This is a genomic window from Kocuria rhizosphaerae, assembly GCF_044462265.1.
GTDB classification, from domain to species: Bacteria; Actinomycetota; Actinomycetes; order Actinomycetales; family Micrococcaceae; genus Kocuria; species Kocuria rhizosphaerae.
The window spans coordinates 1-12,975 of record NZ_JBISWL010000091.1 but is presented as its reverse complement, the minus strand read 5'-3'; the positions used below and the strand labels follow the sequence as shown (position 1 = coordinate 12,975).

Here is a 12,975-nt window from a genome sequence, read left to right as displayed (position 1 = left end):
CGGTCGATCTCCACGACGGAGCGCAGGACGGTGCCGGCCTTCATCTTGGCGAAGGCCTCCTCGACGTCGCCCAGGCCGATGCGCTCGGTCACGAAGCCGTCCAGGTCCAGCCTCCCCAGCCGGTACTGGTCCACGAGCATGGGGAAGTCGCGGGAGGGCAGGGTGTCGCCGTACCAGGCGGATTTGATCGACCCCCCGCGCCCGAAGACCTCGTCCAGGGGGATCTCCCAGGTCGTGCCCGGGGCCGGGACCCCGACCAGCACCATCCGCCCGGCCAGGTCCCGGGCCTCGAAGGCCTGCTGGAACGTCGCGGCGATGCCCACCGCGTCGATCACCAGGTCCGCCCCGTTCCCGCCGGTGAGGGCCTTGATGGCCTCGACCGGGTCCTGCTGCCGGGAGTTGACGGTGTGGGTGGCCCCGAACCGCTGGGCGGTGGCCAGCTTCTCGTCGTCGAGGTCCACGGCGATGATCGTCGTCGCCCCGGCCAGCTGGGCCCCGGCGATCGCTGCCGCCCCGACCCCGCCGCAGCCGATCACGGCCACCGACTCCCCGCGCTGGAGGGCACCGGTGTTGAGCACCGCCCCGATCCCGGCCATCACCCCGCAGCCCAGCAGCCCCACGGCCGCGTACTGCTCGGGGGCCAGCTCGGCCTCGATCTTGGTGCACTGCCCGGCCGCGACCAGGGTCTTCTCCGCGAAGGAGCCGATGCCCAGGGCCGGGGACAGCGGCGTGCCGTCGGCCAGGGTCATCTTCTGGGTGGCGTTGTGGGTGGCGAAGCAGTACCAGGGCTGCCCCTTGGCGCAGGCCCGGCACTGCCCGCACACCGCCCGCCAGTTCAGGATCACGTGATCGCCCACGGCGACCTCGCTCACCCCCTCCCCGACCGCGGCGACCACCCCGGCGGACTCGTGGCCCAGCAGGTAGGGGAAGTCGTCGCCGACCCCGCCCTGCACGTAGTGGTGGTCGGTCTGGCACACCCCGCAGGTGAGCACGTCCACCAGCGCCTCCCCCGGACCGGGGTCCGGGACCAGGATGGTCTCGACGGTGGCGGGGGCGTTCTTGGCCTTCACGACGACGGCTCTGACCTCGTGCATGGGTGTGGACCCTTTCTGCGGACGACGGAACGGTTCCGGTGCGGAACACCGGTCCCAGTCTAGGGAAGGCCGCCCTCGGCGGTGGTCCGGCGCAGGAACTCCACCGCCCGCTTCCGCGCCGTCCCCGCCGTGAGGGCGTCGACGTGGTCGCGGCCGGGCACCAGGAGCAGCCGCGTGGTGGCGTCGAGCGGGCGGCACCGGGCCAGCTGCTCGGGATCCGCCCACGCGTCGCGCGCCCCCGCGAAGAGCAGAGCGGGCTGGGCGGGAGCCTCCCGGCCCGGTGCGAAGGGCTCGGCGCCGAGCAGCCGGGCGAACTCGGCCCAGCGGCGCACCTGTGCGGGATCGCCGGCCGCGGCGGTCCGCGCGGCGGCGAAGGCCCGGGCGTCGGGGTGTGCGTCGGGATCGCCCGCCAGGGCCCGTCCCAGTTCGGCCAGCCGGTCCCGCGGCCCGAGGCCGCCGAGAACGAGCGAGCTGACCCGGGAGGACCGTGCCGCGGCCGACCAGGCCAGCTGCGCCCCCACGGAGTAGCCGACGACCGGAACGGGGACGTCCACACCGTCGAGGAGCCGGCGGATCGCCTCGACCAGCCCGGCGCGCGAGGTCCCGGCCGGGACGGGCGCGGCTCGCGGCCCGTGGCCGGGAAGGTCCACGCCCAGCGGCCGGAAGCCCGCGCGCTCGAGATCACGCGCCCACCCCGTGCGCACCCATCCCGACGAGGCCGACGCGGTGAGTCCGTGGATCAGCACCACGGGATCGCCGCGCCGGTGCTCGCCGAGGTCTGTGAGCTCCACGTCCTGGGGTTCCACCGGTGCCGGCGCCCGGGGGTCAGGAACCGGGGGCCGAGCGGCTCGTGTGCTCGGGGGTGCGGTCGGGGTGACCGTCCTCGTTCCGGCCGCGGGAGTAGTCGATGTGCTCGTTGTCCAGGCGCAGCTTGCGCCCCAGATCGACGAGCTTGTCCCACTTCTTCTCCTTCTTGTCGACGCCGCGGGTGTCCCGCGGCGGGAGCTGGATCGTCTTCTCGGCCTTGATGCCCCCCTGGAGCTGGCGGCCCCGCTCGATCTCGGCGTCGATCTCCGCGCCGAGCAGCAGGACGTTGTTCATGATCCACAGCCCCAGCAGGAGGACGATGACGGAGCCGATGATGCCGTAGGTGGCGTTGTAGGAGGAGAAGTTGCTGACGTAGAAGGCGAACGCCGCGGCGGCCAGGGCCGCGACCAGCAGGGCGACGATCGAGCCCATGCTGATCCAGCGGAACTTGGGCTGCTGGACGTTGGGCGTGAAGTAGTAGAGCACGGCGATGAGGGCGATCGCGAGAGCCACCACGACCGGCCACTTGGCGATGTTCCACACGGTCACCGCGGTGTCGCCGAGGCCCACGAGGTCGCCCACCCACTGGGCGATGCCGCCGGAGATGATGATCATGAGCATGATCAGCACCACGATCAGGACCAGCATGAGGGTCACCAGGATGTTCATGGGCCGGAGCTTCCAGATCGGCCGCCCCTCCTCGACCTCGTAGATGCGGTTCATGGCCCGCCCGAACGCGCCGGTGTAGCCGGAGGCGGTCCACAGCGCGCCGAGGATACCGGTGATCAGGGCGAGCCCGGCCCCGGTGCCCGTGGTGAGCTTGTTGATCGGTCCCTCCAGCAGGGTCACGAGCTCGGCCGGTGCGTACTGTTCGAGGAAGCCGGTGATCGCCCGCGTCGTGGCCTCGCCCTGGCCGAACACGCCGAGCAGGGAAACGATCGCCAGGAGCGCCGGGAAGAGGGAGAGCACCGCGAAGTACGTCAGCGACGCGGCGAGGTCGGTGCAGTCGTCCTTGGAGAACTCCGACAGGGCACGTTTGACGACGTAGCCCCAGGACGGCTTCTTCAGCTCGGTGGGGCTGTCCGGCTTGCGGGGATCCTCGGGGTCGGGTGAGGTGCGCTGCTTGGAGCGGCTGTCCTGGCTGGTGTCCTGGGCCATGCTGCGTCCTTCGCTCTCGGCCGCCGGTCGCGGGCGGCAGGTGTGGGGGATGTCTCGGGCATCAGTGTACTGATGAATGCCTGCGTGGGGGACAATGGACGGGGGGCCGGCCGCCGCCAGCCCCGTGTCCCACCAGATCAGGAGGCCCTTCGTGCCCAACCCCCACCGGACCGTCTCCGCGGAGGTCGACTTCGTGTCCGAGACGGAGCACCTCGCGGTGTTCTCCATCGCCGCTGCCCGCACCGGCGCGGCCCGGCCGGGGGAGCGGTTGCGGCTGCGGGTCGACGGCGAGGACGTCCCGCTCGACGAGACGGAGGACCTGCACGGCACCCGGCTGCACCTGGCGCGGGTTCCGGGCGGCACGCGGTGCACCGTCTCCTACCGGCTCGAACTGCACGGCCCGGCCGGTGCCACGGCTCCCGCGGACGCCGTGGACGTCGTGCGCTACACGCGGCCGAGCCGCTTCTGCCCGTTCGACGAGATGGCCGGCACGGCGGCCGCGCTGTTCCCGGGGGCCCGCGCGGACGACTACGGGACGCTCCAGAGGGTCCGGGACTGGGTGCACGAGAACCTGGACTACGTCGCCGGTTCCTCGACGGCCACGGACAACGCGGTGCACACGTTCCTCACCCGTCGCGGTGTGTGCCGTGACTACGCGCACCTGCTCATCACGCTGCTGCGGGCACTCGGGGTTCCGGCCCGGCTCGTCTCCGTGTACGCCCCCGGCCTGTCCCCCATGGACTTCCACGCGGTGGTGGAGGCCTGGCACGAGGGCACCTGGTACGTCCTCGACGCCACGGGGCTGGCCGCCCGCTCGCAGTTCGTCCGGATCGCCACGGGCGCCGACGCCGCGGAGACCGCGTTCATGACGACGCTGGGCGGAGCCATCACCCTGGGACGGATGCGGGTCTCGGCGGACTCCTCCGAGACCGCCGAGGAGGACCCGGCCGCGCAGGTCGTCCTGCCCCTGTAGGTCCGGGCTGCCGGGGCCGGGCTGCCGGGTCGGGGACGCGGCACGCCCCCGGCACCGCCCCGGCCACTCGGCCCGGGCGGGCTCAGAGAGAGCTGACGGCCTGGCGCAGCCGGTCCGAGAGACGCGTGAGGATCACCATCTCCTCCGGATCCAGGCCCGCCGACATCAGCTCGTGGACGTGCACCCGGAACTGCTCGGCGATCTGCACCTGCACGGCGCGCCCCGAGTCGGTGAGCCGGATCCGCAGACCCCTCAGATCCTGCGGATCCTGCCACCGGTGCACGAGGCCCTTGAGCTCGAGGCGTTCGAGCATCCGGCTCAGGCTGGACTGGGTGAGCAGCACGTACTCGTTGAGCTCGTTGAGCCGCATGCCCCCCTCCGCCGAGCGCGAGAGGTTGAACAGGACGTCGAACTCGCGGGCCGTGAGCTCCGCGAACTCGGGTTGGCGCTGGAGACGCCGCATGACCGTCACCTGGGCCCTGTAGAGGGCTTCCCAGGCGTCGGCGCTGATCTGCACACGATCTGTTTCTCTGCGGGTCACAGTCCAATGCTACGACCCGGTCACATGGACGGACCGGGAGAAAATGTCCCCCCTTAGGGGGAGCCGCCGTGCCCGCGAACCCCGCCGTCGGCCCGTTGTGGTACCTATCACCTTCCTGACCAGGAGCTACTCCCGGGGACTGCGGCGGGCCGCAGGTGCGGTCCCGTGCAGGCACAGGCATTTCCTTCAGCGAATGTCCACGGAAGAGTGCACGAGCCGCGGGCCCGGCACGCGTCGGGCCGGGAACGCCCGCGCCGCCGGCGCGGGGGCGGAGGCCTCAATGACCGCCGTCGGTGCGCCGGGCGATGCGCTCCTCCCGGGCCGCGTGCCGGCGCTCCTTGCCGGCCTCCACCAACCGGTACAGGACCGGGACGAGCACCAGGGTCAGCAGCGTCGAGGAGATCAGCCCGCCGATCACGACGACGGCCAGGGGCTGGGAGATGAAGCTGCCCCGCCCGGTGAGCCCGAGCGCCATCGGAGTCATGGCGAGGACCGTGGCCAGGGCCGTCATCAGGATGGGCCGCAGCCGGCGGGCCGCGCCCTTCTCGATCGCCTCCGCCAGGGCCATGCCGTGCCCGGGGCCCCGGTACTGGTTGACGAGGTCGATGAGGACCACCGCGTTGGTCACCACGATGCCCACCAGCATCAGCACACCCACCAGGGACGCCAGGCCGAGGGGAACGCCCGTCGCCAGCAGCGCGAGCACGGCGCCCGTGGCCGCGAAGGGGATGGAGACGAGCAGGATCAGCGGCTGGGCCAGCGACGTGAAGGTCGCGACGAGCACGACGTAGACGATGGCGATGGCGGCGAGCACCGCGAGCCCCAGCCGGCGGAACGTGGTCTCCTGCTCGGTCGCGGCCCCGCCGAGTTCCGCGGCCGCCCCCGGCGGCAGGTCGGTGACGGCGAGGGCCTCCCGGACCGCCGAGCTCGTCCCGCCGAGGTCGTCGCCGGCCGGTGTCACGGCCACGGTGGCCGTGCGCTGGTCGTTGCTCGACGTGATGGTCTCCACGGCCAGGGTCTCGTCGACCCGGGCGACGTCATCGAGGCGCACCGTGCCGCCGGTAGCCGGCACGGGCAGCGCCCGCAGGGCCCCGACGTCCTCGACCTCGCGGCCCTCCCCGACGGTCACGGGCACCGAGTTCGCGTCCAGGTCGATGGAACCGGCCGGGAGGGGGTTGACGGTTCCCGCGAGCGCGGCCGTGACCTGCTCCTCGGTCAGCCCGCGCGCGGCGGCCGCCGCGCGGTCGACGGTGACGACGACGGTGGGCTGGGTCGCCGCGAGGTTGGAGGAGACCTGGGCGGCGGAGTCGATCCCGCGCATCGCCGCGACGACGGCGTCCTCCGCGGCCTCGAGCGAGGGCTGGTCGGGGGCGGTGACCGAGATCTCCACGTCGCTGCTGGTGAACCCCCGCGCCCCCTGGACGGTGAACTGCCCGGCGCCCTCCAGCCGATCCAGCCGTTGGCCCACGGACCGCCGCAGCTGCGCCTGGTCGTGCCCGGCGTCCGTGGTGACCGAGAAGGTGGCGCTGTCGGTGCCGCTGCCGGGGAGGAACGCCGAGAGGCCCCCGCCGGTGCCCATGGTCACCTGGACGTCCTCGATGCCCTCGGTTGCGGCGAGCACGTCCTCGGCACGGGCGGCCTGCGCGGACGTGACCGCGAGCGCGGTTCCCGGCGACAGCTGCTGCTCCACGGTCAGGGTGTTCTGCCCGGTGTCGCCGAGCAGGTTGGTCGGCAGCACGGGCAGCAGCGCGGCCGTGCCGCCGAGCACGACGAGGCTGACGCCCAGCGTGGCCCAGGGGTGGCGCTGGGTGCCGCGCAGCACGGGAAGGTAGCCGGCCTCGAGCCGTGTCGTCCGGGGGCGGGCCGCCGCCCAGGGCGCACGGCGGGCGCGGGCCCGGGCGAGGCGGGGGTCGCGCAGGAACCAGTAGGCCAGGACCGGGACGATGGTCAGGGCGACGACGAGCGAGGACAGCAGCGCGATGGTCGTGGTGAGCGCGAAGGGCCGGAACAGCTCGCCGGTCACGTCCCCCACGAAGGCGATGGGCACGAAGACGGCCACGGTGATGAGGGTCGAGGCGGTGATGGCCCCGGCCACCTCGCGCACGGCGGTCAGGACGGCCCGGGACCGGGCGCCGGCCGGGTCGCGCGCGAGGTCCACGGTCCCGTAGTGACGCTTGATGTTCTCGATCACCACGATGGAGTCGTCCACGACGCGACCGACCGAGAGGGTGATCGCGGCCAGGGTCAGCAGGTTCAGCGAGTAGCCCAGGGCGTTGATCCCGATGAACGTGGCCAGCAGCGAGAGCGGGATCGAGACGGCCGTGACGAGGGTCGAGCGCAGCGACGCCAGGAACACCAGGATCACCAGGACGGCGAACCCGAGGCCGAGCAGCCCCTCGACGGTCAGGTCCTCGATGGACCGCTCGATGTAGGGGGCCTGGTCGAAGACGACCGTGATCTCCGCGCCGTCGCCCAGCTGCTCCTCGAGCTCGGGGATCGCCTGCTGGACGGCGTGGGAGATCGCCACGGTGTCCCCGTCCGGGGTCTTGGTGACGGACACCGCGAGCGTCGGCTCGCCGTTGGTCCGGGTGATCGAGGTCTGAGCCTGGTCGGCGAGCGACACCTCGGCGACCTCGCCGACGGTGACGGGGTCCGTGCCCGCGTCCTGCCCGTTCGGCAGGGGCACGTCCGCCACGGCCCGCAGGGAGTCCAGCGGGGAGCCGGCCTGGACGGGAAGGGTGGTGGCGCCGTCGTCGACGGTGCCCACGGGCACGAGCCCTCCGCTCTCCTCGAGGGCGGTGCGGATGTCCGCCGGTGTCGATCCGGTGCGTCCGAGGGCGGCCGGATCCGGCAGGACGCGCACGACCTGCTCCGGGGCGCCCGTGACCTCGGCCGAGCGGACGCCCTCGATCCGCTGGAGCTCGGGGACCGCCAGCCGCTCCAGGTCCGCGCCGAGCGCGCTGAGCCCGGTGCCGGAGGCCACGGCCAGGTAGACGATCGGGAGGTCCGCCACGGAGCCGGCGAAGGCGGTGGGCTCCACGTTCTCGGGCAGCTGCGGGCGGAGGTTGGAGACGGCCCGCTCGACCTGGTTGCGCGCCCGGTCCAGGTCCGTGCCGTACTCGAAGTCGAGCCGGATGCTCGAGAGCCCGCCGCGGGAGGTCGAGGTCGAGCTCTCGAGCCCCTCGACGATGTTCAGCGCCCGCTCCAGCGGCCGGCCCACCTGCTCGTCGACCACTTCGGCGGAGGCTCCCGGCATGGCGGAGACCACGCTGATCGCCGGGATCTCCAGGGACGGGATCAGCTCCTGCTTCATGGACCGCAGGCTCAGCACCCCGAAGAGGGCCACGAACACCGTGAGGAGCACGATCAGGGCACGGTTGGCCATGGACGTGCGGGCGAGGTGGAACACTCGGGCTCCTCGACGGAGGGGTGAAGAGGCGGGACGGGAGGCGTGCGCGGCCGGGGCCGGACGCGGTCCAGCGTATCCGCCCGCTCCGACACGGCCCCGGGGCGGGACACCGGGCGGCCGTGCCGGGGGACGGCGCGGGGGCCCGGTCCGTGCGGTCCGGGCCCCCGCGAGCGGTGCGCCGCCTCAGCCGATGCCGAGCACCCGGGCGGTGCGGCCCATGACCTCGTCGGCGAGATCGGGGTGGTCGTCGAGCTTGACCCCGTAGGAGGGCACGAGCTCCTTGAGCCGGGACTCCCATCCGGACATCCGCGCCGGGAAGGCCTTGGCCAGCAGGTTCAGCATGATGGGCACGGCCGTCGAGGCCCCCGGGGAGGCGCCCAGCAGACCGGCGATGGACCCGTCCGCGGCGGCGATGAGCTCCGTGCCGAACTGCAGCACGCCGCCCTTCTGCGGGTCGCGCTTCATCACCTGGACGCGCTGCCCCGCCTCGACGAGCTCCCACTGCGAGCCGTCGGCCGTCGGGTAGAACTGCCGCAGGGCCTCGACCCGCTGCCGCTTGGACTTGGTGAGCTCACCGAGCAGGTACTTCACGAGGTCGAGGTTGGCCAGCCCGGCCCTCGTCATCGGGTAGATGTTGTGCGCGCGCACGGACCGGGGGAGGTCCAGGAACGACCCCTGCTTGAGGAAGTTCGGCTTGAACCCGCCGTAGGGCCCGAAGAGCAGGGCGCGCCGGCCGTGCTCGTACCGGGTGTCCAGGTGCGGGACGGACATGGGCGGGGCGCCCACGGAGGCCTGGCCGTAGACCTTCGCGTTGTGCTGGGAGGCCACGGTCTGGTCCGTGTTGCGCAGCCACAGGCCGGAGACGGGGAACCCGCCGTAGCCCTTGGCCTCGCGGATCCCGGACTTCTGCAGCAGGTGAAGGGCGCCACCGCCGGCGCCCACGAAGACGAACTTCGCGCGCACGAGCCGGTGGTCCTCGGAGTTGAGCCGGTTCTTCACGCGGGCCACCCACGTGCCGTCGCCCTGGCGGTCGAGGTCGACCACCTGACGGCCGTGGCGCACGACCCCGCCCCTGGACCGCAGGTGGGCGACCTGCTGGCGGGTGAGCTCCCCGAAGTCCACGTCGGTGCCCTCGGGGGACCAGGAGGCGGCCACGCGTCCCGCGCCGCGCCCGTGCATGGTCAGCGGCGCCCACTCGGCGATCTTCTCCCGGTCCTCGGAGTACTCCATGCGCTCGAAGAGCTTGTGCGGCTTCAGCGCCTCGTAGCGGCGCCGGAGGTAGTCGCTGTGGGCGTCGCCGAAGACGAGGGACATGTGGGGGACGGGGTTGATGAAGGAGCTGGGGTCGTCCAGCTTCCCCTCGGCGACGAGGGACGCCCAGAACTGCCGGGAGAGCTGGAACTGCTCGTTGATGCTCAGGGACTTCGACGGATCGACGGAGCCGTCGGGGGCCTGCGGGGCGTAGTTCAGTTCGCAGAGGGCGGAGTGACCGGTGCCGGCGTTGTTCCAGACGTGGGAGCTCTCGGCGCCGACCTCGTCGAGGCGCTCGAGCAGCATGACGTCCCACCCGGGCTCGAGCTCCTTGAGGAACACGCCCAGGGTGGCGCTCATGATGCCCCCGCCGATCAGGAGGACGTCGGTCGATTCCGTGGTCTGAGGTGATGTCACAGTCGCTGCTCCCGTAGAACGCACGGCGCTCCGGTGCGCCGGTGGATGGTCGGGAACAGACTAACGCTCCGTCCGTGCCTTTCCGTAAACGCCCGCGGTGCCGCCGGTGCCCGCGGTGCCGCCGGTGCCGGCGGTCGCCCGGACCGGGGTCAGGTCCCGGGCGTCAGCCGCACCCGGTTGAACTCCTCGAAGCCCGTGGAGGTCAGCGGGAAGGACGCCACGGACCCGCCCACGGCCACCGCCGAGATGGGGTGGGCCAGGGGGACGGCCGGCAGGAGGCGGGAGACCCGGTCGTTGATCGAGGCGTACGCGCTGGACCGCTCCTCGTCGTCGGACAGGGCCGCCGCCCGGCCCACCGCGCTGAACAGCGTGGTGTCCTGCAGCCCGAACTCCCCGTGCGGGGAGCCGAAGAGGCTGGCCATGAAGTAGTCGGGGTCCCGGTACCCGCCGCCCACGCCCAGCAGGTGCAGGGCGTGGTCCGCGCCGGGGTCCTGGACGCGCTCCAGGTACCCGTCGGACCAGTCCACCGGGACAGGATCGATCACGAACCCGGCGCGGACCAGCTGCGCGGCGATGTCGGCGTAGATCTTCTCCGGTTCCTGCATGTAGGTGCGGGACGTGTTGCGGGGGTAGTAGAAGCGCAACGGCTCGCCGTCGTAGGAGGACTCCTCGAGCAGCTCCTGGGCCCGCTGGGGGTTGTACGACGGCACCCGCAGGTCGCTCCCGTCCATGGCGAAGCGGGCGGGCAGGAACTGGTTGGCCACGCGCGTGCCGTCCGGGTAGTGCTCGCGCACGATCGCTCCGCGGTCCACGGCCGAGGCGATCGCGGCCCGCACCTGCGGGTCGTCGAGGGGGGCCACGGCCTGGTTGATCCCCAGGTAGGACACCGAGTACGGGTCCCGCTGCAGCACCTGCACCCCCTCCCGGGCGAGCGGGGCGAAGGAGTCCAGGCCCACCTGGTCGTACGCGTCGACCTCGCCCAGGTGCAGGGCGACGTAGCGCAGCTCCGGCTCGGCGATCGTGCGGAACTCGAGGGTCCCGATGTCGCCGAGCGCGCCCCAGTAGTCGGGGTTCGCCTCGAGCACCACGTGCGTCCCGTCGCCGGACACGTAGCGGAACGGACCCGTGCCCACGGGGTGCGTTCGCTGGGTCCCCGCGGCGAGCGCGGCCGGGGAGCCCATTCCGAACGCGGGGTGCGTGAGGGCCCGCAGCAGGGGGATGTACTCGGCGGTGAGGGTCAGCACCACCGAGGAGGGAGTCCGCGCCGTGCAGTCCTCGTACAGCGGGTCGGCGCCCGGAGCGCCGGTGCGGAGCACGATCTCGAACGGCGTCCGCCCGTCCTCGGCGGCCATCGCCGCCCAGCGCGCGAAGTTGGCGCACACCGCGGCGGCGTCGAGCGGGGTTCCGTCGTGGAAGGTGACGCCCCGGCGCAGCTCGAACGTGTAGGAGCGGCCGTCCTCGGATCGTTTCCACGAGGTCGCGAGGGAGGGCACCGGCGCACCCGTGGACGGGTCGGCCGAGACGAGTCCCTGGAGGATCTGGGTCGAGATGCGCGAGGTCTCCAGCGTGCTCACCTCGGCGGGGTCCAGGGTGGGCGCCGCCGCGGCGTTCGCGAACACGAAGTCCCGGGTGGGCATCTCGCGGGTGGGGTCGTCACCGGGGCCGTCGCCGCCCTCCGGGGCGCACGCGGCGAGCCCGAGGAGCGCCGCCGTGAGCGCGAGGGCTGCCGCGGTGCGGGGAATTCGCCTGGGCGCCATGGGTCCTTCGCTGCCTCGCCGGTTCGGTGGTCGGTGTCGTGGTCCCGCCGGGGCCGTCGCCGGGGCGGCTCCGGGAGGGTGCCCCGGGCCGCCCCGTGCGCGAGGCGGGACTCGAACCCGCACGCCGGTCAAAGCACAGGAACCTAAATCCTGCGTGTCTGCCAGTTCCACCACTCGCGCCGGGCCCCTCCGGGCCCGGGCTCATCCTAGCGTCAGCCCGCGAGCCCGAGGTCGCGGCGCAGCTTCGCCACGTGCCCGGTCGCCTTGACGTTGTACTGCGCGAGCTCGACGTCGCCCTCGGGGCCGACGACCACGGTGGAGCGGATGATCCCCTCGTAGGTCCGGCCGTAGTTCTTCTTCTCGCCCCACGCGCCGTAGGCCTCGGCGACCCGGTGGTCCTCGTCGGAGAGGAGCGGGAACGTCAGCGACTGCTTCTCCGCGAACGACGCGAGCGACTCCGGGCTGTCGGGGGAGACGCCCAGGACGGCGAAACCGTCCGCGGTGAAGCGCTCCAGGCTGTCGCGGAAGTCGCAGGCCTGCGTGGTGCACCCCGGCGTGTCGGCCTTCGGGTAGAAGTAGACGATCGTCCGGCGCCCGCGCAGGTCGGCGAGGGAGACCGGGCGGCCCGCGGCGTCGGGAAGGGTGAAGTCCGGTGCCTGCTGGCCGGGTTCGAGACGTGCTGCCATGACGTGGTCCTCCGTGGTGCTCGGGGTGTGGTGGTCGGTGGGGCGGCCGCTGCGGCGCGTGCCGCCGTGGACGTACGATACCGCCGGTTCCGGGGTGCCGGCCGCCGGCCGGCGCGGTCCGGGGCGGGGGCGGCCGGGGAATTGCTCATCAGTTTGCTTAGCATGGTGCTGTATTCCGTGTGGCGGATCGGTAGACTGCTTTGCATGCCTTTCACCACACAATGGCCGACCAACCGACTGCTCTCGACCGCGGCGCGGCTCGTGGAGCACGCGTGGAACGAGCGCCTGGCCACGCTCGGCGTGACGCACGCGGGCGTGATGGCCCTGGACGTCCTCCGGACGGCCGGGAGCATGACGCAGGCCCAGCTCGCGCAGCGCGTCAGGGTGCAGGCGCAGACCATGGGCAAGACCCTGCACCGGCTCGAGCTCCACGGGCACGTCACCCGCTCCAAGAACGTCCGGGACCGGCGCAGCCACCTCGTCGCGATCACCCCCGAGGGCGAGCGCGTCCTCGAGGCGGCCACCAAGCTCGAGGACGAGCTCGTGGGGCACGGGCTGCTCACGGACGAGAGTCTGCGCCGTACCCTGGCGGACATCATCACGACCCTCGGCGGCGCACGCTGGAAGCTGCGCGTGGAGCCGGACGGAACCGTCAGCGACGCCGGTTCCCCGGACGCCACCCTGCCCGGGGGTGCGGGGGACACCGCACAGACGCTGTCCCCGACGGACACGCCCTCCTGACCGTCCCGCGCCGCCGGCCCGGTGGTGGAAGGCTCGGGCCGGCGGTCGCCGCAGGGTGCGCCGGCGGTCGGGGTGGAGGTGTCCGGCCCGTTCGCGCGGCGACGGCACGGCTGAGGACACGCCAATGGCACAGGGCCCCGG

10 protein-coding genes and 1 tRNA gene are annotated in these 12,975 nt (G+C 72.8%); 2 read left to right on the top strand and 9 right to left on the bottom strand.

What is annotated here, in order from left to right:
• The 3 genes from ACH9EU_RS11210 to ACH9EU_RS11200 all read right to left on the bottom strand — a co-directional run.
• On the bottom strand, window positions 1-1,094 hold a 1,094-nt coding region (locus ACH9EU_RS11210), incomplete at its 3' end, for an S-(hydroxymethyl)mycothiol dehydrogenase (protein ID WP_396414013.1).
• Between the two features lie 59 nt (window positions 1,095-1,153).
• Entirely contained in the window at window positions 1,154-1,885 is a 732-nt protein-coding gene (locus tag ACH9EU_RS11205) for an alpha/beta fold hydrolase (RefSeq protein ID WP_396414012.1), read from the bottom strand.
• Between the two features lie 34 nt (window positions 1,886-1,919).
• A complete protein-coding gene (locus tag ACH9EU_RS11200) occupies window positions 1,920-3,059 on the bottom strand; it encodes a YhjD/YihY/BrkB family envelope integrity protein (protein ID WP_396414011.1) in 1,140 nt (379 codons plus the stop codon).
• 151 nt (window positions 3,060-3,210) lie between these two features.
• Between ACH9EU_RS11200 and ACH9EU_RS11195 the strand changes: the two genes are divergently transcribed.
• Window positions 3,211-4,032, top strand: a complete 822-nt coding sequence (locus tag ACH9EU_RS11195; RefSeq protein WP_396414010.1) for a transglutaminase domain-containing protein — start codon at window positions 3,211-3,213, stop codon at window positions 4,030-4,032.
• Between the two features lie 82 nt (window positions 4,033-4,114).
• Here ACH9EU_RS11195 and ACH9EU_RS11190 read toward each other — a convergent pair whose 3' ends face one another.
• The 6 genes from ACH9EU_RS11190 to bcp all read right to left on the bottom strand — a co-directional run bounded on the left by ACH9EU_RS11190 (window position 4,115) and on the right by bcp (window position 12,093).
• On the bottom strand, window positions 4,115-4,573 hold the full coding sequence (locus tag ACH9EU_RS11190) for a MarR family transcriptional regulator (RefSeq protein ID WP_396414009.1): 459 nt from the start codon (window positions 4,571-4,573) through the stop codon (window positions 4,115-4,117).
• Window positions 4,574-4,850: 277 nt separating this feature from the next.
• On the bottom strand, window positions 4,851-7,982 hold the full coding sequence (locus ACH9EU_RS11185) for an efflux RND transporter permease subunit (protein WP_396414008.1): 3,132 nt from the start codon (window positions 7,980-7,982) through the stop codon (window positions 4,851-4,853).
• A 183-nt stretch (window positions 7,983-8,165) separates the two neighbouring features.
• Window positions 8,166-9,650, bottom strand: a complete 1,485-nt coding sequence (locus tag ACH9EU_RS11180) for a malate:quinone oxidoreductase (RefSeq protein ID WP_396414007.1) — start codon at window positions 9,648-9,650, stop codon at window positions 8,166-8,168.
• 149 nt (window positions 9,651-9,799) lie between these two features.
• Window positions 9,800-11,407, bottom strand: a complete 1,608-nt coding sequence (locus tag ACH9EU_RS11175; RefSeq protein WP_396414006.1) for an ABC transporter substrate-binding protein — start codon at window positions 11,405-11,407, stop codon at window positions 9,800-9,802.
• Between the two features lie 96 nt (window positions 11,408-11,503).
• Window positions 11,504-11,587 (bottom strand) — tRNA-Leu (locus ACH9EU_RS11170).
• 32 nt (window positions 11,588-11,619) lie between these two features.
• Entirely contained in the window at window positions 11,620-12,093 is a 474-nt protein-coding gene (gene bcp / locus ACH9EU_RS11165) for a thioredoxin-dependent thiol peroxidase (protein WP_396414005.1), read from the bottom strand.
• Window positions 12,094-12,297: 204 nt separating this feature from the next.
• Between bcp and ACH9EU_RS11160 the strand changes: the two genes are divergently transcribed.
• Window positions 12,298-12,834: a MarR family transcriptional regulator gene (locus tag ACH9EU_RS11160; RefSeq protein WP_396414004.1), complete on the top strand. Its 537-nt coding sequence runs from the start codon at window positions 12,298-12,300 to the stop codon at window positions 12,832-12,834.
• The last annotated feature ends 141 nt before the right edge of the window (window positions 12,835-12,975 follow it).